Raw genomic sequence first — 20,442 nt, forward strand, 5'->3', positions numbered from 1 at the left:
CGCGTCAGGCGCCTCCGGCGATCGGCGGCTGACCGGAGCGCACGCGGAACCACATGCTCAGCTCGCGTGCCGCCCGGGCGACGACGCTGTCATCGGCGGCCTCGTCGAGGTCGGCGAAGGTGTCGCGGAAGCCGGCGGGCGGCGCCTCGTCCGCTCCGGTGGTGCGCTGGTAGCCCATCGACCAGTCCGCGAACTGCCGTGTCGGGATGCGCTCGTCGAGCAGCACGCGCACGTCGCCGTGCCGCGCATCGGCGCGGATGCGCTCGAGCAGTGCGCGCACCTCGTGCTCGGCGCCCTCGAGCACCTGCACGAAGCGGCCGCGGCGATAGAGCAGCATCCCCGTGATGTCCGACCGTCGGTTGGCCTCTCGGCTGGCCGCCAGCAGCTCGGCGAGCGCATCGTCGTCGAAGGGCGCCGCGGCCGTGCTCGTGTAGAGCGCCGCGAAGACGTCGCCGCTCACGAGGCGCTGCCCGTCGGCTGGGCGGGCTCGAGTGCCTCGACGGCCCGGGTGGCCGCGCGGAGGTCGGCGAAGTCGCCCACGGTCTGCGAGCGCATGTCGTGCGCGCGGTAGGAGCCGTCGGTCTGACGCTCGACGTAGCCGAGGAACTCGCTGCTGCGGCTGCCGACGTGAAAGCCGGGCTCGACGCGCGACCAGACGACTCCGCTCGGGTGGATCGGGAGAGGGGGCTGGGGCTGGGGCACGAGCGCCTCCTTCGGGTTCGGGGCGCGCTCAGTATGCGGCGGGGCGCGTCATCCGACACCCCGCGCGGAGTCCGCTCACAGCAACGCGGCGCGCGGTCGCGAGCAGGAGCGAGGGCTCGGCGTCGGAGCGGACGCCTCAGCCGACCCCCGGTCACACCCCGTGCAGGCCGAGCGTCTCGCGGGCGATCCGGTCGATCAGCTCGATCCGGTCGGTGATGTCGGGCCGATCGATCCGGTCGGACGTCGCGATCGTGGCGGGTTCGTCGCCCACGGCCTCGACGTCGGGTGGGATCTGGGGGAGGAGAGGCATGCTCCTATCCGACGTGCGCGTCGCCGTCGCCGGCAGTGCCCGTCGTGACGTGTACTGGCAGAACCTCCCGCGCCCGGGCGCGTCGTCGTAGCGTCGGGGCATGCCCACCCCGAACGACGCCCGTGACTTCCTGGTGTCGCGCCGGGCCAAGGTCTCGCCCGAGCAGGCCGGGCTGCCCGCCTACGGCGGCAACCGCCGCGTGCCCGGGCTGCGGCGCGAAGAGGTCGCGCTGCTCGCCGGCGTGAGCGTCGACTACTACAACAAGCTCGAGCGGGGGAACCTCTCCGGCGTCTCCGAGTCGGTGCTCGACGCGATCGCGCGGGCGCTGCAGCTCGACGAGGCCGAGGCCGCGCACCTGCACGACCTGGCGCGCGCATCCGGTCGCTCGCCGGTCCGCGGCACTTCGGCGGGGCGCGCGGGTCGTGGCGGTCGGGGCGTGCGCCCCAGCGTGCAGCACATGCTCGATGCGATGACGGATGCGCCCGCCTGGGTGCGCAATGCCCGTCACGATCTGCTCGCCGCCAACCGGCTCGGCTTCGCGCTGTACTCCGAGCTGTTCTTCGACGAGGTGCGGCCGGCGAACACGGCCCGCTTCCTGTTCCTCAGCGAGCGGTCGCGCCGCTTCTTCCGTGACTGGGATCGCTCCGCCGACGACATCGTCGCGATGCTGCGCTCCGAGGCCGGTCGCGCCCCGCACGACCGCGGACTCTCCGAGCTCGTCGGCGAGCTGTCGATGCGCAGCGACGACTTCCGCCGCCGCTGGGCCCGGCACGACGTGCGCTTCCACCGCACCGGAGCGAAGAAGCTGCACCACCCGATCATCGGCGACCTCGAGCTCTCCTACGAGGCCATGACGTTGAGCTCCGACCCCGATCTCACCTTCCTCGCCTACACGGCCGCGCCGGGCACGGCCTCCGCCGACGCCCTCACCCTGCTCGCCAGCTGGGCGGCGACCCTCGAGATCGACGCAGGGCGGGCGACGGTCGTCGTGCCCGACGCGCGGGGCTGAGTGCGCGCATCCACTCCCGGCACCCCTCGCCGCGAGCCGTCGCCGGGGCTAGCCTGCGAGCGTGACCACGACGCCGAACGTCACCCTGCGGGCCGCCACCGAGGCCGACCTCGACATGCTCTTCGCGATCTCGAGCGACCTGCCGACCTGGGAGGAGCGCAACCCGCACTCGCCGGCGCCGGTCACGCGGGCCGCCTGGGATGCCCGCGGCACGCTCGCCCTGAACGCGGACCCCGAGGAGTCGCTGCACTTCGTGATCGACGTCGACGGCGAGGGCGTCGGCAGCGTCTCGCTGTTCGACATCGACCGGCTGGCGCGGCACGCCGAGGTCGGCATCTCGCTGGCGCCCGGGTTCCGCGGGCGCGGCATCGGCACGGCGGCGATCGGGCTGTTCGCCGAGTTCGCCTTCGAACGGCGCAACCTGCGCCGCCTCCACCTGCAGGCGATCGCCTCCAACGCGGGCGCGATCCGCGCCTACGAGAGGGCCGGCTTCGTGATCGAAGGCCGGCGACGCGAGCACGCCTGGGTGCGCGGGCACTACGAGGACATCGTCGTGATGGGCCTGCTGCGCACCGAGTGGCGCGCGGCGCGCTGACCGCGGCTGGATCGATCGGATGCGGTGGGCGGCCCGCCGGTCACCCGTCGCATCCGCGTCGGCCGTGTTCTACTGAGGAGCTCCGACGAGAGGAGCTCGCATGGGATTCGACGACGGAGACTTCGGCGGGTTCGACTCCGGCTTCGCGACCGTGTTCACGATCGTGGCCGTGATCATCGTGCTCGGCATCATCGCGGTGATCGTGCTCGCCGTGCGCAACGGCGCGAAGGCACGGCGGGCGGGTCTCGATCCGACCACGTTGAACACCGACATCGCGATCAAGGTGCTGCAGAGCGAGGCCCTTCGCGGCGAGCAGAGCGTCGAGCAGCGGCTCGCGAAGCTCGACGAGCTGAAGGCGAGCGGCGCGATCAGCCCGGACGAGCACGCCGCGGCTCGGGCGCGCATCCTCGGCGAAATCTGAAGCCGAGGGCGTCCGGGGCAGGAAGCCCTCCGTACCGAGGGCATCGAGACCGGTCGAGGTCAACCGAGCCCGGCCGAGCCTGGCGACCTCATCCGATCTCCCGACCGGCCGTTCCCTCGGCCGGGCCGTCGTCGCAGACTGGGGGTCAGGGCGACGACAGCCGCCAGGCGGGGGACCGAGCGATGACGGATGCGGCAGACGACGAGCGGACCGGGATCCCGAGCGAGCCGGTGAGCACGCGCATCTCGAGCGGCGCCCTCGCCGGCACACGGCACGGCGGCGTCGACCGTTACCTCGGCATCCCGTACGCGGCCGCGCCGGTCGGCGAGCTGCGCTGGCGGGAGCCGGCGCCCGCGCCCGCATGGGACGGCGTGCGGCGCGCGACCGAGTACGGACCCACGGCGCCGCAGACCGACTACGCGCCGGCGATCGCCGAGATCCTCGCGAACGAGATCATCCCGGGCGAGGAGTACCTCAACGTCAACGTGTGGGCGCCGTCGGACGCGACCGCCGCGCCCGTCATGGTGTGGGTGCACGGCGGCTCGTACGTGCACGGCTCGAACGCCCTCGACGGCTACGACGGCACCGCCTTCGCCCGCGACGGCGTCGTGCTGGTGAGTGTGAACTACCGGCTCGGGCCGGAGGGCTTCTCGGTGCTCGAGGATGCGCCGCTCAACCTCGGCCTGGCCGACATCGCGGCGGCGCTGCGCTGGGTGCGCGCCGAGATCGCGACCTTCGGCGGTGACCCGACGCGGGTGACGGTGTTCGGCGAATCGGCCGGCGGCGTGGCGATCAGCGCGCTCGTGGCGTCGCCGAACGCGCGCGAGCTGTTCGACCGGGCGATCGTGCAGAGCGGGATGCTCAGCGGCCAGACCCCCGAGTCGGCGGGCCGGATCACGCAAGCCGTCGCGAAGAAGCTCGGCGTTCCCGCGACGCGCGCCGGCTTCGCCTCGGTGCCGCTCGAGAAGCTGCTCGAGGCCGACGAGCAGGTGCGTGCCGGATCGAGCCCGATCAACGGAGGACCCGGCTACGCGAACGCGATCGGGGGAGACCTCGTGCCCGTCGCGCCGGGGCCGGCGGCGCTCGCCGGAGCCGGCGACGACATCCCCGTGCTCATCGGCTGGAACGACGAAGAGCATCGGCTCTGGGCGCACCCGGCGACCTCGCCGATCTCGGCGCTGCTGTTCGCGGCCGTGCGGCTGCGCTTCAGGATCGGCCGCGCCGTGATCGCCGCCTACCGTCGCGCCCGCCCCGGCATCGGGCGCACCGACCTGTTCGGCCAGCTCGCGATCGACCTCACGGCGCGCCTGCCCTGGTACCGGGTGGCGGATGCGCGCGCGGCCCGCGGCGCCGCGCCCACCTGGGTCTACGAGTTCGACTGGCGCACGAGCGTGCGCGACCTCGGCGCGACGCACGCACTCGAGATCGGCTTCGTCTTCGACCGGCTGCGCTCGCCCGACTGGACGCGCTTCGCCGGCTCCGATGCCCCGCAGGTGCTCGCCGACGAGATGCACGCGGCCTGGGTGCGCTTCGCGACGACCGGCGAGCCGGGCTGGCCCGCCTGGGATGCGCGGCATCCGACCCAGGAGTTCGGCACGCCCTCCCGTGTCGTCGACGGCCCGCGCGACGCGCAGCTCGCAAGCTGGGGCGACCGCGAGCTCAGCTGACGCCGAGCAGGTTCCTGACGATCATCACGATGCCGATCACGACGAAGACCGGCCCGATCGCGGCGTTGCAGGCCAAGCCGACCAGCGTGCTGCGGCGCGAGTAGAAGCGGTCGGCTATCCGCGAGCCGTACATGGCGGCACCCGCGGCGTGGAAGAACCGGGCCATCTTGTCGACGTTGCGCAGCCCGTAGATGCTCACCGCCGTGATCCCCGCCGACAGCAGCGTCCACACGATCACGAAGACCAGGACGTCGGGCGGGGACTGCATGCGCTCAGTATGCGGAGCCGCGATGCCGTGTCGACAGCCCCGGACAGAGGCACGCGTGCGCGGCTCCCGGTCGGGACGCAGCAATCGCTCGCTCGGCTCGACGCCTCGACCGATCAGCGCCGGTGCTAGCGACTTCTCTGTCGCCGGGCGCGCCCCGGTACCGACGCCGTGTCACGGCATCGCGTTCAGCGGGCAGGCGACGATCTCCGGCATGCCGTGTCCGGCTTCGCCGGGGTACGACAGCACGGTGGACGTCGACCAGGATGAGTCGTCGTGTCGCGCGACGCCAGAGGCCAGGTCGATGAGCGAAGAACCGCGCAGAAGGCTGCTTCCGCGTCCGACCTCAAGCGCACCGTCCTCGGTGAACCTCATCTCCCTCGCCATCAGGCGGAAGTTCGACAACCACGCGGATCCGGGGCACGCGGCGAGCGTAGCCGTCGAGGCGTGCCCGGCGACCCGCGTGATCGAGAGGCACTCGCACCCGGAACATGACAGTCGTCATGGGAGACGCGTTCGTCCTGTAGCGTCGGGGCGATGACGCCGGAGTCGAGCCGAACTCGCGCGCACGTCGACCCGATCGACGTCGACACCCGCGCGCTCGAGCTCTTCGTGCTGCTGGCCGAGCACCGGCACTACGGCTCGGCGGCGCGCGCCGCGTCCATCGCCCAGCCGGCGCTCTCGCAGCACATCAAACGGCTCGAGTCGACGCTCGCGCTGCGGCTCTTCGACCGCACGACCCGCACGGTCGAGCTGACCGCCGCCGGGCGTGCGCTCATGCCGCACGCCCGCGAGATCATCGCCGAGCTCGCGTCGCTCGAACGGCTGCGCCACCGCTTCGACCGACTGCGCACGGGCGCCGTGCGGCTCGGCATCTCGACGCCGATGGGCATGACGACCGCCGACCGCATCGCGGCCGGGCTCGCCGATCGGCTCTGGGGGCGTCACGAGCTGCAGGTCGTCGAGCTGCGCCCGCACGAGCTGCGTCGCGCCCTGGCCGACGGCGCGATCGACCTGGCGCTGAGCCTGGATGCGACCGCCCTCGCCGACCTCGGCGGGGTCTCGGCGCCGATCGCCTTCGACCCGCGCTCGGTCGTCGTGCCGCGCTCGCATCCGCTCGCCCGTCGTCGTCGGATCGAGCTCGCCGAACTGCGCCACGAGGTGCCGCTCGCGCTCGACCCCGACGAGTTCGGCTCGGCCGAGCTGTGGCGGCCGAGCGAGCTGCCGCCCGCCGACGGGATCGTCGGCGATGTCGGCGAGCTGCGCGACGCGCTCATCCTGCAGCGCGGCATCTGCCTGCTGCCCGACGCCGACGCGGCGGCGCTCGTCGACGACTCGCTCACGCGCATCCCCGTCGTGGATGCGCCGCCGGTGTCGTACGCGCTGGCCTGGTGCGGCGACACCCCGCCGCTGCCCGAGGATCTGCTGCTCGGCGGCGGGGCGCACGGCACGGGACTCGACGCTCACCGAGGGACGGCCCGCGACGCGGACCCCGACCTCGACCCGGACCGCGGCCCGGCGGGACGCCGCGCATGACCCTCGAGATCCGCGCGATCGACGCCTTCCTCGCGGTCGTCGCCCGCCGCAGCTTCACCCGCGCCGCACTCGACACCGGGCTGAGCGAGGCCGTGCTGTCGCGGCTCGTGCGCACGCTCGAAGCCGAGCTCGCCGCCGAGCTGCTCGAGCGGCGCGGAGCCAACGGCGTCGCCCCGACCGAGTTCGGCGAGCTCTTCGCCGCCGAGGCGCCGCGCGTGATGGCGGCGCAGCACCGCTTCGGCGAGCTCGCGCAGCGCCTGCGTGCCGGTGTCGTCGGCACGGTGACGATCGGCTGGCCGGGGCACGGGCTCGGCGTGCTCGGCGACGAGCTGCTGCGGGCGGTGCGACGCCGGCTGCCCGACATCGATCTGCGCACGGTGCATCCGCCGCTCGACGCGCAGCTGCGTCCGCTGACCGAGCGGCAGGTCGACGTGCTGCTGGTGCGCGAATGGATGCCCGACCCCGACTTCGCCGCGACCGGACCGATCGCGGTCGAGGAGCGCCTGCTCGGCGTCTCGGCGAACAGCGCGCTCGCCGGCGTCGACGTGCCGACCTGCGAGCAGCTGCGCGGGATGCGGCTGGTTCCGGCCGGGCTGCCGGTGAGCTCGGCGTGCGGCGACGCCTGGGGCGCGCCGCTGCGCGAGGGCGTGCACGACGGTGCGGGCGGCGGTGCCCACGCCGCGAACAGCGCCGCTTCGGAGTCGGCCGGCGCCGAGCTGCTCGTGCCGCTCCACCCGGCGGCGACCGTCGCCGAGCTGTTCCGGCGGGTGCGCGACGAGGAGGGCGTGTGCGTCGTGCCGTCCGGCCTCGCACGCCGCGCGCGACCCGGCGACATCCGCTTCCTGCGGCTGCCGGAGCCCGCGCCGTCGCGGGCCAGCCTCGTCTGGCGGCGCGACGCGGCCGATGCCGCCGTGCTCGCGGTCGTCGACGTGCTCGTCGAGGTCGCCGCCGCGCATCCCGAGCTCGGCGGATGCGCGCCTACGCCGCCGGCTCCTCGCTGACCGGGATGCGCCGCGAGCGCCCTGCGCCCAGCTGCCCGAACAGCCGCTCGACGTCGTCGAAGGCGTCGAGGTCGCGGCGGGCGCGGCAGAGCAGCACCGCCCCCTCGATCGAGCTGACCAGTCCGACTGCGAAGGCCCGCGCGTCCGCCTCGTCGAAGTCGAACGCGACGGTGAAGACCTTCTGCACGCTCGCCGTCCAGGCGTCGAAGTTCTCGATCGCGACCTCGCGCAGCCGCTCGTCGACGATGCCGTCGATGAGCACCGGGGTGACCGGGCAGCCGGCGTCGAAGTCGAAGTCGAGCAGCAGCCGGCGCCAGGGGTCGACGAGGATGCGCACGGCATCCGCGACCGTCTCAGCGGTGCGGATCGCGGTGCCGTAGCCGGGCGGGAACTCGGTCACCGCGTAGCGGATCGCCTCTTCGATGAGCTGGTTCTTGCCCTGCGGGAAGTAGGTCTGCAGCGAGCCGCGGGCCGCGCCGGCATGCGCGACGATCTCGCGCAGCCCGATGCCGCTGATGCCGCGCCGGCGCATGAGGTGCGCAGTGCTGCGCACGATGCGCTCGCGCGGGCTGAGTTCGGCATCCTGTCGCTCATCGACCATCGTGACTCCTCCTCGCACATCTTATGAAGGCATAACGATCGTGACGGATCACGGGCTCGCCCGCTTCCTAGCGTCGAAGCATGTGCACGCACGACACCGCGCCGACCCTCTTCGTCGAGGCCGGCGGCGTGACCTTCGCCTACCGGCGCATCGCGGTCCAGAAGGATGCGCCGGCAGGTGGGTCGGACGGGCCCGTAGCACTCGCGCCGGCGGCCGCCGCCGCGCCCCCGCTCGTGCTGCTGCAGCACCTGCGCGGCTCGATGGACTACTGGGATCCCGCCGTCGTCGACGGCCTCGCCGCCGGCCGCGAGGTCGTCGAGTTCGACAACGCCGGCGTCGGGCTCTCGTCGGGCGAGACCCCGTCGACCTTCGCCGGGCTCGCCGATCACGCGGCGGATCTCATCCGCGCCCTCGATCTGGGCGTCGTGGATGTGCTCGGTTTCTCGATCGGCGGCCACACCGCACAGGAGCTCGTGCTGCGCCACCCCGAGCTCGTGCGCCGGCTGATCATCGCCGGGTCGAAGCCGCGCGGCGGCGAGTCGGAGGGCACCGCGCCCGATGTGATCGATGTCGCGGGCCGCCACGAGGTGTCGACGCTCGACGACTTCCTCTACCTGTTCTTCTCGCCGAGCGCCGCCGGCCAGGTCGCCGGTCGCGACTTCTGGGCGCGTCGCCACCAGCGCACGGTCGACGTCGACGCGCCGACCTCGCGTCAGACCTTCGAGGCGCAGCGCGACGCGATCCTCGACTGGGCGACGCCGCGCCCGGCGGGGGAGCGCGACCTCGAGTCGATCACCGCGCCGACCCTCGTCGTCAACGGCTCGCGCGACATCATGGCGCCGACCGTCAACTCCTGGGTCATGTCGCAGCGCATCCCCGACGCCCAGCTCGTGATCTACCCGGATGCCGGGCACGGCGCGATCTTCCAGTACCCGCGCACCTTCGTCGCGCACGCGGTCGAGTTCCTCGACCGGCATCGACCCGCGCTGGGTTCCGCCGCGGCGGGTGAGCCGCTCGCTCCGACCGCCGCATCCGCGTCCGCGTCGTCCGCCGCATCCGCCGCCCCCGCATCCACCCCCACCGAGGAGTCCCGATGACCGACCTGCTCGCCGCCGTGCTCGACGCCCACGGCGGTCTCGACCGCTGGAACCGCGTCGCCCGCCTCGAGGTCAGCGCCTCGCTCGGCGGCCCGTTCTGGGCGTCGAAGGGCTGGCCCGACGTCTACCGCGACCAGACGATCGAGGTGGATGCGCGCCGCTTCGACATCGCCTTCAGCCCGTACCCCGCGGCGGGGCAGCGGTCGCGGATGTTCACGCTGGGCGCTGCCGGCGCCGCCCCCGCCCAGCTGCCCGCCCCCGCCGAGCGCCTGCAGATCCTCGATGACGCCGGCGCCGTGCTCGAGACCCGCGACGACCCGCGCGGCTCGTTCCCCGACCCCGCGTCCCGACCCGAGTGGGACGCGATCCAGACCGCCTACTTCACGAGCTGCGCCTGCTGGAACTACTTCACCGAGCCCTTCGTCTTCACCTACCCCGACGTCGAGGTCGCGGAGATCGCGCCCTGGACCGAGGGCGACGAGACCTGGCGCCGGCTGGCGGTGACCTTCCCGCCGCACCTGCCGAACCACAACCCGCGGCAGACGTTCTCCTACGACGACCGCTTCCTGCTGCGGCGCATGGACTACCACCCCGAGGTCACCGACTCGCCCATCGCGCACTACACCGATGAGCACCGCGAGTTCGGCGGGCTCGTGTTCCCGACCCGGCGCCGGGTGCACGTGCACGACGCCGACGGTCGCGCGAACCTCGACGTCACGCCCATCACGGTCGACGTGGATGACATCCGCGTGATCGAGGTCGACCGGTGAGCGCCGACGTCACCCGCACGGCCGGCTTCGGCGCGGGCCCGGGCGGTGTCGCGACGATCACGGTCACCGCGAGCGAGGAGGGCTGGCGCGCGAACGCGCACCTGCTGGTGCTGCCGACGAGCGTGGTGCTGATCGATGCGCCGCTGCTCGACCGTGATGCCGAGGTCGTCGAGCGCGAGCTGGCCGCGGTCGGCACGCCGCTCGCCGCCGTGATCGTGACGCATCCGCATCCCGACCACTTCGCGACCGCGGCGCGCTTCGGCGCCCCGGTGCGGGCGCTTCCCGCGGTCGCCGCGGCGATCGAGAAGTCCGGCGCGCAGCAGATCGCTGCCTCGTATGCCGTGACCGGCATCTCCGACGCGGCGCCGCCGGCGCCCCGCGTCGAGCCGACGATCCTGCCCGGCCCGGAGGTGATCGACGGCGTGCTCTTCGAGTTCGCCGAGGTCGAGGATGCCGAGGCCTCGCGGCAGCTCGTCGTGCGCCTGCCGGCGGAGGGCATCCTCGTCGCCGGCGACCTCGTCTCGGCGGGCGTGCACCCCTTCCTCGCCGGACGCGCCCTCGCGTCGTGGCGCGCGGGCCTCGATCAGCTGCGCACGCCGGCCGTGCGGGTGCTGCTGCCCGGCCACGGCATCCCCGCGTCCGACGGCACCGCCGTGATCGACGCGACCGCCGACTACCTGCGGCGTGCTGAGCCCGAGCTCGCCGCCGCGAGCGGTCCGCACGACCTCGACACGCGACTCGACGCCGCCTTCCCCGAGCTCGGCGGTCGGCGCATGCACGCCCTCCAGAACGTCTTCCTCTTCCCCTGACCCGCTCCATCCCCCGCAACTGAACGAACCGAACCGAACGAACCGAATCGAAAAGGAGAGATCGATGCCCTTCGTCACCGTCGGCACCGAGAACGACACCCCCATCGAGATCCACTACGACGACAAGGGAGCCGGCCGCCCCATCGTGCTGCTGCAGGGCTTTCCGCTCACCGGCGACGAGTGGGATGAGCAGCGCATCCCGCTGCTGGAGGCCGGCTACCGCGTGATCGCGCTCGACCGCCGTGGCTTCGGCAGGTCGAGCCGTCCGCTCGGCGGCTACGACTACGACACGTTCGCCGACGACGTGGATGCGGTGCTGCGCCACCTGGACCTGCGCGACGTCACGCTGCTCGGCTTCTCGATGGGCACCGCCGACATCGCCCGCTACGTCGGGCGTCACGGCACGGAGCGCATCCACTCGATCGCGATGCTCGCCACCTTCGGCCCGCAGCTCGCCGCCCGCGAGAGCGACCCGGTGGGCTTCGGGCCCGAGGTGTTCGAGGGCATCAAGGCCGGCATCATCGCCGACCGCGCGCAGTACCTCGAGAACTACTTCCTGCAGCACTACGTCGCCGACCAGAACCTCGGCGTGCGGGTCAGCGAGGCGAAGCTGCGCCGCGACTTCATCAGCGCTTCGACCGCCGACGGATGGGCGGTGCTGCACTGCGTCGACGCCTGGCAGGAGGGCTTCCACGACGACCTGCCGAAGATCGACGTTCCGCTGCTGGTGATGCAGGGCACCGAAGACCGCAACATCCCGATCGACTTCGGCGCCCGCCGCATCAAGGACTTCGTGCCGAGCGCCGAGGTGCACGAGATCGTCGGCGGACCGCACGGCATCGGCGTCACCCACACCGCCGAGGTCAACCCGCGCCTGCTCGAGTTCATCGGCGAGTGACCCGCGCGCCGATCGGAGAGGGACGACCGTGCTGAGCTACGCGACGCTGATCTCGCCGGCCGTCCCGATCCGGTCGGGGAACGCGGCGAACCCGTACGACGCCGAACCCGCGCCCGACGGATCGCCGCGGCGGTGGTCGCCGATCACGAGCACGCTCATCTCGGGCGAGCGGGATGCGGTGCTCGTCGATCCGCCGCTGACCGTTCCGCAGGCGACGGCCGTGGCCGATTGGATCGCGGCATCCGGTCGCCGGCTCACCGCGATCTACAGCACGCACGGCCACGGCGACCACTGGTTCGGCGCGGCCACCGTGCTCGAACGCTTTCCCGAGGCCGTCCACTATGCGATGCCGGGAGCGATCGCGACGATGCACGCACTGGCCGCACCCGAGCAGCGCCGGGGCCAGTGGGACGTGCAGTTCCCCGGACTCATCGGCGACACGACCGTGCGTGCCGTGCCGCCACCCGGCGGGGTGCTCGACCTCGAGGGACACGCGCTCGTGCCCGTCGACACCGGGCACACCGACACCGACGGCACGACGGTGCTGCACGTGCCCTCGATCGGCCTCGTCGTCGCCGGCGACGTCGTCTACGCCGGGCTGCACCAGTCGCTGCGCGAGGGCTCGGCCGACGGCTTCCGCGACTGGCTCGCGGCGCTCGACACGGTCGAAAGGCTGGATGCGGAGCACGTCGTCTGCGGCCACAAGACGCCCAGCGCCGACGACCGCCCCGCTCACATCGGCTCGACTCGGGCCTACCTGCTCGACGTGCTCGCCCTGCTCGGCAGCCGGATGACCGCCCGCGACTTCTTCGACCAGATGGTGCGCCGGCACCCCGACCGACTCAACACCGGGGCGCTGTGGGCCGGCGCCCGCGCGCTGTTCCCCGGGACGACCACGCCGACCCCCACGAGCCCTGCGACCCCCGTGACCCCACCGAGAGAAAGCGATCCCCGATGACGTCGTCGCCCGCCTCCCCGCAGTCCCGCCCGCGCATCCACCACCGCACCCGCACCATCGACGGCCTCGAGATCTTCTCCCGCGAGGCCGGCCCCGACGACGCCCCCGTCGTGCTGCTGCTGCACGGCTTCCCGACCTCGTCGCGCATGTACCGCGACCTCATCCCGCAGCTGGCCGAGCACCGCCGGGTGCTCGCGCCCGACCTGCCCGGCTTCGGCTCGTCGTCGCTGCCGCCGCGCGGCGACGACGGCTGGGGCTTCGGCCAGGCCGCCCGCGTGATCGATCGCTGGCTCGAGCAGCTCGGCGTCGACCGCTTCACCGTCTACCTGATGGACATCGGCGGCTCGATCGGCTGGCGCCTCGCACTCGCCCGGCCGACCCAGATCGCCGGGATCGTCGTGCAGAACGCGCCGCTGTATCCGGAAGACGGCGGCGACTTCGGGCTGCTGCCCACGTACTGGCACGAGCCGACCCCCGCGAACCGCGCCCTCGCTCAGGCCGAGGCGCTGAGCCTCGAGAACACCCGGGCGCAATACGAGGTCGGCGTCGCGGACGCTGACATCGACCTGCTCGACCCTGACGCCTGGCAGCTCGACCAGGCCCAGCTCGACCGGCCGGGCGTCGCCGACGTCGCCATGGACTACCTGCTCGACATCAGCCGTCAGGTCGAGACCTTCGCGGCCGCGCGCGCGTGGCTGCGCGAGACGCGTCCGCCGCTGCTCGTCGCGAGCGGACGCGGCGACGTGATCTTCCCCGAGGCGAGCCAGCGCGCCTTCCTCGACGACGTGCCCGACGCCGAGTTCCACGCGCTCGACACCGGCCACTTCGCGCTCGCGACGCACGTCGACGAGATCGGCGCGCTGATCCGCGACTTCCTGGCGCGGCGAGTGGATGCGGGCGGGTCGAGCGCGCGGACAGGGTCGCCGGCGCCCGCGCCGGCCGAGGGGAGCGCCGCATGATCTGCGCCGGCATCCTCACCTACGGCGACCCTGACGTCGTGCACGCCGTGCGCCCGCGGCATCGCGCCTACGTGCACGGGCTGCTCGAGTCGGGTCGTGCGCTCAGCGGCGGAACCCTGCAGCCCGAGTTCGGCGGCCTGTTCCTCTACGTCGTCGACTCGGTCGACGAGGCGCGCGAGCTCGCCCGCAACGACCCCTTCGTGACCGAGGGCGCCGTCGTGCGCTGGGAGGTGCACGAGTACGAGACGCACGGGGTGCGGCCCGAGCTGCTCGTCGTCACCGGCTGAACCGCATCTCGAGACCGTCCCCGAACCAGACCAGCAAGGAGCCCCTCATGCCCATGATCGACATCTACGCCCCCGCCGGCACCTTCGCCGACCCGCACGACCTCGCGCAGCGCGCCGCCGCGACGGTCATGCGCGTCGAGCAGGTGCCCGACATCCCGATGTTCCGGCAGAACACGGCCGCGTTCGTGCACGAGCTGCCCGCGGCATCCCTCTCCGACGTGGAGGGCGACAGCCGCCACGTACGTGTTCAGGTGCTGACGAACGCCGACGCCCTCGACCGCGACAAGCAGCTCGCCGTCGTCGCGCAGCTCACCGCGCTCGTCGCCGAGGCGGCGGGGGATGCGGCGCTCGCCGACCGCACCTGGGTGCTGCTGACCGAGGCGCCCGCCGGCGGCTGGGGGCTCGGGGGTCACGCGCACACGAACGACGAGCTCGTCGCCGCGGCGCGCCAGCAGATCGCGGAGCTCGGATGACGTCGACGCAGGTCGTGGTCGAGCGCCACGACCTGGTCAGCTCGCGCGACTTCGCCACGGTGCGGGATGCCGTGCACGCGGGACTCGGGCATCCGGACTTCCCGGTGCTCGCGGCCCGGCTGGCCGGCATCGCCGACCCGGCGGAGTTCCGCGCGGTCGTGGCCGGCGCCGCGGGTCCGGCGGGGCTGATGATCTTCCTCGAGCTCGACCTGGGCGCGGTGGTCGCGCGCGATCCGGACGCGGTCGCGTTCCGGGCCGTGCGCATCATCGCGGGCAACCCGGTCACGATGGAGTCGATGGTGCGCACGACGCCGCAGGCGGCAGCCGGGGCGCCCGTCACGATCCTCGTGTTCGAGCGCGACGACGGCGTGCACCTGCGCTACGACACCTGCACGAGCCTCGCCGGCGCCGAGCTCACGCCCGACGCCGCGGCGCACGCGGCCGAGCTGGATCGCGCGGTGCTGGAGCTGCTGGACTCCGCCGCCTGAGCGCAGCGCGGTCTGCGGCGTGCAGAGTCGACCCGCCGTCAGCGCCGGTGCGGCTGCACGAGGGTGATGGCGTTGCCGTCGGGATCCTCGATGGTTCCGACGGTGACCGCGCTCACCGTCTCGGCGTCGAGAGGGAAGGTCTGCGTCGCGAGCTCGACTCCGAGCGAAGCGAGGGCGGCGGTGAGCGGAGCGAGGTCGGCGACGTTGATCGTCACGAGCCCGCCGCCGGCGCGGTCCGCATCCTCGCGCAGCTGCAGGGTGCCGTGCTCGGGCACGCGCCCGGCGGCGAGGTAGTAGTCGACGACATGAGGCGCGGGGCGGGCGTCCGGGGCGGGCCGGCCGAAGAGCCGGCCGTACCAGTCGGTGGATGCGGCGAGGTCGCGCACCGGGAGCACGGCGAAGACGGTGAGGGCGACGGCGTCGGTCGGGGCGGAGGCGTCGGTCATGTCAGGAGCGTACGCCGCGATGTGAACAGCGTCTACATCGGTGTGGGGCCGACGCGCGACGTGCTTCCTCAGTCGCTGTCGGTGACGCCCGCTCCGCGGTTCTCGGCGCTCAGCTCCCGCGACTTCGCCTCCAGGAACGCCGTCAGCGCCGACACCATGATCAGCTCCGCCGACAGCGCGGTCAGCTGGGATGCGGTGAACTCGCGCATCGTGTCGCTCTGCTCGAGCGTCGTGACCCACTCCGAGCTGCCGATCTCGCGCGGCTGGATGAAGATCGAGGTGTCGATGGACTCGAGCCGCACCGCCACGAGGCCCGAGTTCTCGCCGCCCGCTGTGTCCTGCGGCAGCACCCGCACCAGGCCGCGGGAGTCGTACTCGAGCTCGAGGAACTCGTCCACCCAGTTCTGGATGGTCTCTTCGGCGCGGAACGGCATGGTCCTCCTCGGGTCGGAACCGACGGTCCACCCTATGGTGCGCTGTGCAGGTGTGCTCGCCCTTGACCGGGGATGTCTCGCCTGCTAGCTCGCTACCGGCGATGAGGTCGACGCGGCGTCAGCCGCTCCGCGGGCGGCGATCACCGCATCCGTCACCACCCCGGCGAGCACCAGCGCGAGCCCGAGCCAGCCGAGCGGCGCGAGGCGCTCGCCGACCGCGACCACGCCGAGCAGCGTCGCCACGAAGGGCTCGAGCAGGGTGATCGTGGTGGCACGCGAGCTCGCGACGGTGCGCAGGCCGCGGCCGAAGAGCAGGTAGGCGGCGAACATGGGCCCGAGCGCGAGATAGGCGACGACGAGCAGCGCCGGAGGCTGGCCGAGCAGCGCGTGCAGCGGCGAGTCGGCGACGGCCGAGGGCGCGTCGCTGAGGAGCAGGGGGGCGCCGGTCGCGAGCAGCACCGGAACGAGCAGGAGTCCGCCCACGCCGAACTGCACCCCGACCACGGTCGACGAGCGGCGCCCGGTGCGGATGAGGCGGGCGGCCGTGCAGGTGTAGGTCGCGTAGGCGAGACCCGCGACGAGTCCGAGCAGCACGCCGAGTCCAGTCCAGGAGCCGGCGGCGGACTCGTCGGCAGTCGCAGTGGCAGCGGTGCCGATGCCCGAGCCCGAGCCCGCGCTCGCGTGGCCGTGCGCCACGCCCGAGGTGTCGTGTCCGAAGAGCGCGAGCAGCGCGATGCCGACGACCGCGACGCCGGCGGCCAGCATCCACGTCCGCGTGAGTGGCGCCCGGTGCTCGCGGGGCGCGATCCAGCGCTCGAGCACGGCCGCGAAGACGGGCGCGCTGCCGAGTGCGACGACGTTGCCGACGGCGACGCCGGCGAGCGACATCGCGCTGTAGAAGGCGAGCGGATAGACGACGATCGCGAGCGCGCCGAGCGCGATCCACGGCCGCGCCGCGCGCTCGCGCAGCAGACGGATGCTCCCGCGCCCGGCGAGCGCCCCGAGCAGGATCCCGCCGATCGCCATGGTCGCGGCGCCCGTCGCGAGCGGGCTCACGTCACGGGGCAGCAGCGTGGCGGCGGTGCCGGTCGTGCCCCACAGGAGGGCCGCGAGCACGATGCCGATCACGGGCTCAACCTAGCGAAGGGGCCCCCGCCGGCTCGGCAGCGGATCGTCCGGTCAGCCGGCGGTCGATCGCTCCACCCGGTCGACGGTCGGGCGAGCCGTCTCGTCGTCGGCGAACGGCGCCGCGACCCCGGCCGCATACGGCGTCATTCCCTCGGGGCGCGCCCACGACGCCAGAAGGCGAAGCCGCTCGGCCGATGCGGAGCCCGGCTCGGCCGAGTAGATCATCATGATCGAGCCCGGCTCGGCGGTGATCGCGAGCTCCTCGTAGGCGAGGGTCAGCTCGCCGACCACCGGATGCGTGAAGCGCTTCATCCCCGCCCCGTGCTGCCGCACGTCGTGGCGGCCCCAGAGCGTGCGGAACACCTCGCTGCGCGTCGACAGCTCGCCCACCAGATCCTGGAAGCCGCGGTCGTGGGGATCACGGGCCGCCTCGGCGCGCATGACGGCGACGCACATGTCGGCGAAGCGATCCCAGTCGGGATAGAAGTCGCGGGAGGCCGGGTCGAGGAACTGGAAGCGGGCCAGGTTCGGCGTTCGTCCGCCGTCGCCGATGACGGGGGCGTAGAAGGCGCGGCCGAGCAGGTTCGTCGCGACGACGTCGTGTCGGGAGTTGCGCACGAAGGCGATGCCGTCGGTGACCGCGTCGAGCGCCCAGGCGAGCGCGGGGCGGGGTGCACTCGGCGTCGCGGGGCGGCGGCGGGTGCGCCCGGAGGTCGGGATGCCGTCCTGCGCGCGGGCGAGATCGAGCAGGTGCGCGCGCTCGGTGTCGTCGAGGCGCAGGGCCGTGCCGATCGCATCCAGCACCGACGCCGAGGCGCCGCCGATGTCGCCGCGCTCGAGCTTGGCGTAGTACTCGGCGCTGAGCCCGGCGAGGGCGGCCACCTCGCTGCGGCGCAGTCCCGCGACCCGGCGGGTGCCGCCACCGACCAGGCCGACCTGCTCGGGGGCGAGGCGCGCGCGGCGCGTCATCAGGAACTCGCGCACGTCGGCTCTCGTGTCCATGGGGGCACTCTAGGCACTCGGCCGGTGCCGGCGTCGGCCGCAGAGGTGGCCTGTCGGTACACCTCACGGCAGGGTGTCGCACGCACAGGCGGGGTCTGGTCTGATGGTCGTCGGCGCCGATCATCCCCATCCCGTTCCGACCGTTCGGACCCGGTCGACGTCACACCACCACGACCTCACCACCCCGAGGAGAACCGTTGCTCACCGTCAACGCCTACGCCGCCCCGTCGGCGACCGAACCCCTGGTCCCCATCACGATCGAGCGCCGCGATGTCGGCGCGAAGGATGTGCTGATCGCCATCCGCTACGCCGGCATCTGCCACTCCGACATCCACACCGTGCGCGGCGAGTGGGGCGAGATCGCCTACCCGCAGGTCGTCGGCCACGAGATCGTCGGCGAGGTGACCGAGGTCGGATCCGAGGTCACGAAGTTCGCGGTCGGCCAGCGCGTCGGCGTCGGCTGCATGGTGAACTCGTGCCGCGAGTGCGAGAACTGCCTCGCCGGCATGGAGAACTACTGCCTGAAGGGCAACACGGGCACCTACACGGCCGTCGACCGCGACGGCACGATCACGCAGGGCGGCTACTCGACCCACATCGTGGTCGACGAGGACTTCGTGCTGCGGGTTCCCGAGTCGATCCCCTACGCGGATGCGGCGCCGCTGCTCTGCGCCGGCATCACCACCTACTCGCCGCTCGCCCACTGGAACGCCGGCCCCGGCAAGCGGGTCGCCGTCGTCGGCATGGGCGGCCTCGGTCACATGGCCGTGAAGATCGCGGCCGCGATGGGCGCCGAGGTGACCGTGCTGTCGCAGACGCTGTCGAAGCAGGATGACGGCCTCGCCTTCGGTGCGCAGCACTACTTCGCGACGAGCGACCCGGCGACGTTCTCCGAGCTGCGCAACCACTTCGACCTGATCATCAACACGGTCAGCGCCCCGCTCGACATCGAGGCGTACCTGCGCCTGCTGCGCCTCGACGGCGCGATGGTCAACGTGGGCGCCCCGCCGGAGGCGCTGCCGATCCACGTCTTCACCCTGTTCGGCAACCGCCGCACCTTCGCCGGCTCGAGCATCGGCTCGATCGCCGAGACGCAGGAGATGCTGGACTTCTGCGCCGAGCACGGCATCGCGCCCGAGACGGAGCTCATCGCGGCCGACCAGATCAACGACGCCTACGAGCGCGTGCTGAAGAGCGACGTGCGCTACCGCTTCGTGATCGACACGGCGACGCTCTGAGCTGTGCGCTGATGCGCTGACGCGCTGATCGGATGACGGGTCGCCGGCTTCGTGCCGGCGGCCCGTTCTCGGTCAGCCGGCGTCGAGCACGGCGCCGAAGGCCGCGTCGAGCGCGTCGGCGATCGTCGCGGGGTCGGCGAGGTAGCCGTTCACCATGGCCCCGTCGCGCAGCAGCATGAGCCGGGTGGCGGCGGCCGCGGGGTCGGCGAGACCCGCTTCGGCGGCGAGCTCGGCGAACTGGGCGCGCATCCACTCCCGGTGCCCGGTGACGACGGCGCGCACCGGATCCTCGGCGTCGGGGAACTCGGCGGCGGCGTTGATGAAGGGGCAGCCGCGGAAGCCGGGGGAGCAGCTCGCGGCGCCGATGCCGGTCGCGAGCGCATGCAGCGTCGCGCGCGGGTCGCCCTCGCGGCGCTCGGAGCGCATCCACCCGCTCTCGCCCTCGGCCTGACGCTCGAGGTAGGCGACGACGAGATCGCTCTTCGAGCGGAAGTGGCGGTAGAAGGTGACCTTCGTCACGCCGACGTCGTCGATCACGCGGTCGGCGCTCGTCGCGCGGATGCCCTGGGTCGCGAAGCGCGCGGTGGCGGCGTCGAGGATGCGCTCGCGGGTCGCTGTGGCGGTCATTCGGGGCTCCGGATCTCGAGACGGCTTGCGCATCCGCCGACCTGCAGTCTAGGTTCCTGCATGTAGACGTACTAGTAACTCTACATCGCGATCGATCCGATCGGACTCCACGGAAGGAACCCCATGACCGACACCGGCACCGCCTCCGAGATCTCCACGCCCGTGCAGCTCCCGCCCCTCGCCTCGGCGCTGCGGCGGCTGTACTTCCTCCGATTCGGCTTCGCCGTGGTCTGGGCGATCGCCCTCGTCGCCGTCACGTCGGTCGCGGCCCCCGGCCCGCTGTTCACGACCCTGCTGATCGTCTACCCGCTGGTCGATGCGGCCGCCGTGATCTGGCAGCTGCGCGCCGAGCGCGGTGGTTCGAGCTCACGCGTCGCCGAGTGGATCAACGTCGTGATGAGCGTCGTCGCCGCGGTCGCGCTGGGCTGGGCATCCACCGTCTCGATCGGCGCCGCGCTCGCCGTCTGGGGCGTCTGGGCTGTCGTGGCCGGAATCTCCCAGCTGGTCGCCGCGCTGCTGCGGCGTCGTGCCGGAGGGCAGATCCCGCAGGTGCTGAGCGGCGGCATCTCGGTGTTCGCGGGGCTGGGCTTCCTGTTCCAGGGTCTCGGCGGGGGCGCGAGCGCGACCGGGATCGCCGGCTACGCGACGCTCGGCGGCATCTTCTTCCTCGTGTCGGCGATCCGCCTCAGCGTTCTGCTGCGGCGCGCGGCGCGGGGCTAGC

General features: G+C 72.9%; 28 protein-coding genes. 17 read left to right on the top strand and 11 right to left on the bottom strand.

The features are described from left to right. Positions 1-4: 4 nt before the first annotated feature. The 3 genes from BJ979_RS17885 to BJ979_RS05460 all read right to left on the bottom strand — a co-directional run bounded on the left by BJ979_RS17885 (position 5) and on the right by BJ979_RS05460 (position 1,012). On the bottom strand, positions 5-460 hold the full coding sequence (locus BJ979_RS17885; RefSeq protein ID WP_179565932.1) for a BLUF domain-containing protein: 456 nt from the start codon (positions 458-460) through the stop codon (positions 5-7). Then, complete coding sequence (locus BJ979_RS18070; protein WP_218853448.1) at positions 457-702, bottom strand: hypothetical protein; 246 nt, start codon at positions 700-702, stop codon at positions 457-459. The genes BJ979_RS17885 and BJ979_RS18070 overlap by 4 nt, the downstream gene beginning before the upstream one ends. 151 nt (positions 703-853) lie before the next feature. Then, entirely contained in the window at positions 854-1,012 is a 159-nt protein-coding gene (locus BJ979_RS05460; protein ID WP_179565934.1) for a hypothetical protein, read from the bottom strand. A 100-nt stretch (positions 1,013-1,112) separates the two neighbouring features. Between BJ979_RS05460 and BJ979_RS05465 the strand changes: the two genes are divergently transcribed. From BJ979_RS05465 to BJ979_RS05480, 4 genes are all read left to right on the top strand, one after another. Next, positions 1,113-2,021 carry a helix-turn-helix domain-containing protein gene (locus BJ979_RS05465; protein WP_179565936.1) on the top strand — a complete coding sequence of 303 codons (909 nt, stop codon included), beginning with the start codon at positions 1,113-1,115 and terminating at the stop codon, positions 2,019-2,021. 61 nt (positions 2,022-2,082) lie between these two features. After that, a complete protein-coding gene (locus tag BJ979_RS05470; protein ID WP_179565938.1) occupies positions 2,083-2,616 on the top strand; it encodes a GNAT family N-acetyltransferase in 534 nt (177 codons plus the stop codon). 100 nt (positions 2,617-2,716) lie between these two features. Next, on the top strand, positions 2,717-3,037 hold the full coding sequence (locus BJ979_RS05475; protein ID WP_179565940.1) for an SHOCT domain-containing protein: 321 nt from the start codon (positions 2,717-2,719) through the stop codon (positions 3,035-3,037). A 182-nt stretch (positions 3,038-3,219) separates the two neighbouring features. Continuing rightward, positions 3,220-4,704, top strand: a complete 1,485-nt coding sequence (locus BJ979_RS05480; RefSeq protein ID WP_179565942.1) for a carboxylesterase/lipase family protein — start codon at positions 3,220-3,222, stop codon at positions 4,702-4,704. Here BJ979_RS05480 and BJ979_RS05485 read toward each other — a convergent pair. After that, positions 4,697-4,972, bottom strand: a complete 276-nt coding sequence (locus BJ979_RS05485) for a hypothetical protein (RefSeq protein WP_179565944.1) — start codon at positions 4,970-4,972, stop codon at positions 4,697-4,699. The genes BJ979_RS05480 and BJ979_RS05485 overlap by 8 nt on opposite strands. Before the next feature lie 171 nt (positions 4,973-5,143). Then, the gene (locus BJ979_RS05490) at positions 5,144-5,344 is read right to left on the bottom strand and encodes a hypothetical protein (protein WP_179565946.1); all 201 of its coding nucleotides are present in this window, start codon (positions 5,342-5,344) and stop codon (positions 5,144-5,146) included. A 162-nt stretch (positions 5,345-5,506) separates the two neighbouring features. Here BJ979_RS05490 and BJ979_RS05495 point away from each other — a divergent pair, with 162 nt between their 5' ends. Together BJ979_RS05495 and BJ979_RS05500 are read left to right on the top strand one after the other, a co-directional pair. Further along, positions 5,507-6,505 carry a LysR family transcriptional regulator gene (locus tag BJ979_RS05495; protein WP_179565948.1) on the top strand — a complete coding sequence of 333 codons (999 nt, stop codon included), beginning with the start codon at positions 5,507-5,509 and terminating at the stop codon, positions 6,503-6,505. Next, a complete protein-coding gene (locus BJ979_RS05500) occupies positions 6,502-7,506 on the top strand; it encodes a LysR family transcriptional regulator (protein WP_179565950.1) in 1,005 nt (334 codons plus the stop codon). Before BJ979_RS05495 ends, BJ979_RS05500 begins: the two co-directional genes overlap by 4 nt. Here the strand turns inward: BJ979_RS05500 and BJ979_RS05505 are convergent. Continuing rightward, positions 7,484-8,107 (bottom strand): TetR/AcrR family transcriptional regulator, encoded by a 624-nt coding sequence (locus tag BJ979_RS05505; protein WP_179565952.1) that lies wholly within the window; start codon positions 8,105-8,107, stop codon positions 7,484-7,486. The two genes, BJ979_RS05500 and BJ979_RS05505, sit on opposite strands and share 23 nt — an antisense overlap. Before the next feature lie 80 nt (positions 8,108-8,187). Here BJ979_RS05505 and BJ979_RS05510 point away from each other — a divergent pair, with 80 nt between their 5' ends. The 9 genes from BJ979_RS05510 to BJ979_RS05550 all read left to right on the top strand — a co-directional run bounded on the left by BJ979_RS05510 (position 8,188) and on the right by BJ979_RS05550 (position 14,846). Next, complete coding sequence (locus tag BJ979_RS05510; RefSeq protein WP_179565954.1) at positions 8,188-9,204, top strand: alpha/beta fold hydrolase; 1,017 nt, start codon at positions 8,188-8,190, stop codon at positions 9,202-9,204. Then, positions 9,201-9,974: a hypothetical protein gene (locus BJ979_RS05515; RefSeq protein WP_179565956.1), complete on the top strand. Its 774-nt coding sequence runs from the start codon at positions 9,201-9,203 to the stop codon at positions 9,972-9,974. Before BJ979_RS05510 ends, BJ979_RS05515 begins: the two co-directional genes overlap by 4 nt. Then, the gene (locus BJ979_RS05520; protein ID WP_179565958.1) at positions 9,971-10,783 is read left to right on the top strand and encodes an MBL fold metallo-hydrolase; all 813 of its coding nucleotides are present in this window, start codon (positions 9,971-9,973) and stop codon (positions 10,781-10,783) included. The genes BJ979_RS05515 and BJ979_RS05520 overlap by 4 nt, the downstream gene beginning before the upstream one ends. Before the next feature lie 64 nt (positions 10,784-10,847). After that, entirely contained in the window at positions 10,848-11,681 is an 834-nt protein-coding gene (locus BJ979_RS05525) for an alpha/beta fold hydrolase (protein ID WP_179565961.1), read from the top strand. 28 nt (positions 11,682-11,709) lie between these two features. Next, positions 11,710-12,639 (top strand): MBL fold metallo-hydrolase, encoded by a 930-nt coding sequence (locus BJ979_RS05530; RefSeq protein ID WP_218853449.1) that lies wholly within the window; start codon positions 11,710-11,712, stop codon positions 12,637-12,639. Further along, the gene (locus tag BJ979_RS05535; protein ID WP_179565963.1) at positions 12,636-13,598 is read left to right on the top strand and encodes an alpha/beta fold hydrolase; all 963 of its coding nucleotides are present in this window, start codon (positions 12,636-12,638) and stop codon (positions 13,596-13,598) included. The genes BJ979_RS05530 and BJ979_RS05535 overlap by 4 nt, the downstream gene beginning before the upstream one ends. Further along, entirely contained in the window at positions 13,595-13,885 is a 291-nt protein-coding gene (locus tag BJ979_RS05540) for a YciI family protein (protein ID WP_179565965.1), read from the top strand. Before BJ979_RS05535 ends, BJ979_RS05540 begins: the two co-directional genes overlap by 4 nt. A 47-nt stretch (positions 13,886-13,932) precedes the next feature. After that, a complete protein-coding gene (locus tag BJ979_RS05545) occupies positions 13,933-14,358 on the top strand; it encodes a tautomerase family protein (protein ID WP_179565967.1) in 426 nt (141 codons plus the stop codon). Then, the gene (locus BJ979_RS05550; RefSeq protein WP_179565969.1) at positions 14,355-14,846 is read left to right on the top strand and encodes a DUF302 domain-containing protein; all 492 of its coding nucleotides are present in this window, start codon (positions 14,355-14,357) and stop codon (positions 14,844-14,846) included. Before BJ979_RS05545 ends, BJ979_RS05550 begins: the two co-directional genes overlap by 4 nt. A gap of 38 nt (positions 14,847-14,884) precedes the next feature. Here BJ979_RS05550 and BJ979_RS05555 read toward each other — a convergent pair whose 3' ends face one another. The 4 genes from BJ979_RS05555 to BJ979_RS05570 all read right to left on the bottom strand — a co-directional run bounded on the left by BJ979_RS05555 (position 14,885) and on the right by BJ979_RS05570 (position 17,856). Next, entirely contained in the window at positions 14,885-15,292 is a 408-nt protein-coding gene (locus tag BJ979_RS05555) for a VOC family protein (RefSeq protein ID WP_179565971.1), read from the bottom strand. Positions 15,293-15,360: 68 nt separating this feature from the next. Continuing rightward, positions 15,361-15,726 carry a hypothetical protein gene (locus BJ979_RS05560; RefSeq protein ID WP_179565973.1) on the bottom strand — a complete coding sequence of 122 codons (366 nt, stop codon included), beginning with the start codon at positions 15,724-15,726 and terminating at the stop codon, positions 15,361-15,363. Positions 15,727-15,810: 84 nt separating this feature from the next. After that, on the bottom strand, positions 15,811-16,854 hold the full coding sequence (locus tag BJ979_RS18075) for a DMT family transporter (RefSeq protein ID WP_179565975.1): 1,044 nt from the start codon (positions 16,852-16,854) through the stop codon (positions 15,811-15,813). Positions 16,855-16,905: 51 nt separating this feature from the next. After that, positions 16,906-17,856 (bottom strand): helix-turn-helix transcriptional regulator, encoded by a 951-nt coding sequence (locus BJ979_RS05570; protein WP_179565977.1) that lies wholly within the window; start codon positions 17,854-17,856, stop codon positions 16,906-16,908. 197 nt (positions 17,857-18,053) lie between these two features. Here BJ979_RS05570 and BJ979_RS05575 point away from each other — a divergent pair, with 197 nt between their 5' ends. After that, the gene (locus tag BJ979_RS05575; RefSeq protein ID WP_179565979.1) at positions 18,054-19,094 is read left to right on the top strand and encodes an NAD(P)-dependent alcohol dehydrogenase; all 1,041 of its coding nucleotides are present in this window, start codon (positions 18,054-18,056) and stop codon (positions 19,092-19,094) included. A gap of 72 nt (positions 19,095-19,166) precedes the next feature. Here the strand turns inward: BJ979_RS05575 and BJ979_RS05580 are convergent, their stop codons facing one another. Next, a complete protein-coding gene (locus tag BJ979_RS05580; protein WP_179565981.1) occupies positions 19,167-19,721 on the bottom strand; it encodes a TetR/AcrR family transcriptional regulator in 555 nt (184 codons plus the stop codon). Positions 19,722-19,844: 123 nt separating this feature from the next. Between BJ979_RS05580 and BJ979_RS05585 the strand changes: the two genes are divergently transcribed. Next, positions 19,845-20,441, top strand: coding sequence for a hypothetical protein (locus tag BJ979_RS05585; protein WP_179565983.1), 597 nt, complete (start codon positions 19,845-19,847; stop codon positions 20,439-20,441). The last annotated feature ends 1 nt before the right edge of the window (position 20,442 follow it).

The sequence above is a fragment of the Schumannella luteola genome (assembly GCF_013408685.1).
Classification (GTDB): Bacteria; Actinomycetota; Actinomycetes; order Actinomycetales; family Microbacteriaceae; genus Schumannella; species Schumannella luteola.

Bases quoted from the DNA above. Each gene is read 5' to 3' on its own strand.
- BJ979_RS05460 (WP_179565934.1), bottom strand. From the start codon at position 1,012: ATGCCTCTCCTCCCCCAGATCCCACCCGACGTCGAGGCCGTGGGCGAC.
- BJ979_RS05465 (WP_179565936.1), top strand. From the start codon at position 1,113: ATGCCCACCCCGAACGACGCCCGTGACTTCCTGGTGTCGCGCCGGGCC.
- BJ979_RS05525 (WP_179565961.1), top strand. From the start codon at position 10,848: ATGCCCTTCGTCACCGTCGGCACCGAGAACGACACCCCCATCGAGATC.
- BJ979_RS05540 (WP_179565965.1), top strand. From the start codon at position 13,595: ATGATCTGCGCCGGCATCCTCACCTACGGCGACCCTGACGTCGTGCAC.
- BJ979_RS05585 (WP_179565983.1), top strand. From the start codon at position 19,845: ATGACCGACACCGGCACCGCCTCCGAGATCTCCACGCCCGTGCAGCTC.
- BJ979_RS05570 (WP_179565977.1), bottom strand. From the start codon at position 17,856: ATGGACACGAGAGCCGACGTGCGCGAGTTCCTGATGACGCGCCGCGCG.
- BJ979_RS05550 (WP_179565969.1), top strand. From the start codon at position 14,355: ATGACGTCGACGCAGGTCGTGGTCGAGCGCCACGACCTGGTCAGCTCG.
- BJ979_RS05495 (WP_179565948.1), top strand. From the start codon at position 5,507: ATGACGCCGGAGTCGAGCCGAACTCGCGCGCACGTCGACCCGATCGAC.
- BJ979_RS05490 (WP_179565946.1), bottom strand. From the start codon at position 5,344: ATGAGGTTCACCGAGGACGGTGCGCTTGAGGTCGGACGCGGAAGCAGC.
- BJ979_RS05475 (WP_179565940.1), top strand. From the start codon at position 2,717: ATGGGATTCGACGACGGAGACTTCGGCGGGTTCGACTCCGGCTTCGCG.
- BJ979_RS05535 (WP_179565963.1), top strand. From the start codon at position 12,636: ATGACGTCGTCGCCCGCCTCCCCGCAGTCCCGCCCGCGCATCCACCAC.
- BJ979_RS05505 (WP_179565952.1), bottom strand. From the start codon at position 8,107: ATGGTCGATGAGCGACAGGATGCCGAACTCAGCCCGCGCGAGCGCATC.
- BJ979_RS05515 (WP_179565956.1), top strand. From the start codon at position 9,201: ATGACCGACCTGCTCGCCGCCGTGCTCGACGCCCACGGCGGTCTCGAC.
- BJ979_RS05480 (WP_179565942.1), top strand. From the start codon at position 3,220: ATGACGGATGCGGCAGACGACGAGCGGACCGGGATCCCGAGCGAGCCG.
- BJ979_RS05580 (WP_179565981.1), bottom strand. From the start codon at position 19,721: ATGACCGCCACAGCGACCCGCGAGCGCATCCTCGACGCCGCCACCGCG.
- BJ979_RS05555 (WP_179565971.1), bottom strand. From the start codon at position 15,292: ATGACCGACGCCTCCGCCCCGACCGACGCCGTCGCCCTCACCGTCTTC.
- BJ979_RS05545 (WP_179565967.1), top strand. From the start codon at position 13,933: ATGCCCATGATCGACATCTACGCCCCCGCCGGCACCTTCGCCGACCCG.
- BJ979_RS05560 (WP_179565973.1), bottom strand. From the start codon at position 15,726: ATGCCGTTCCGCGCCGAAGAGACCATCCAGAACTGGGTGGACGAGTTC.
- BJ979_RS05500 (WP_179565950.1), top strand. From the start codon at position 6,502: ATGACCCTCGAGATCCGCGCGATCGACGCCTTCCTCGCGGTCGTCGCC.
- BJ979_RS05485 (WP_179565944.1), bottom strand. From the start codon at position 4,972: ATGCAGTCCCCGCCCGACGTCCTGGTCTTCGTGATCGTGTGGACGCTG.
- BJ979_RS05510 (WP_179565954.1), top strand. From the start codon at position 8,188: ATGTGCACGCACGACACCGCGCCGACCCTCTTCGTCGAGGCCGGCGGC.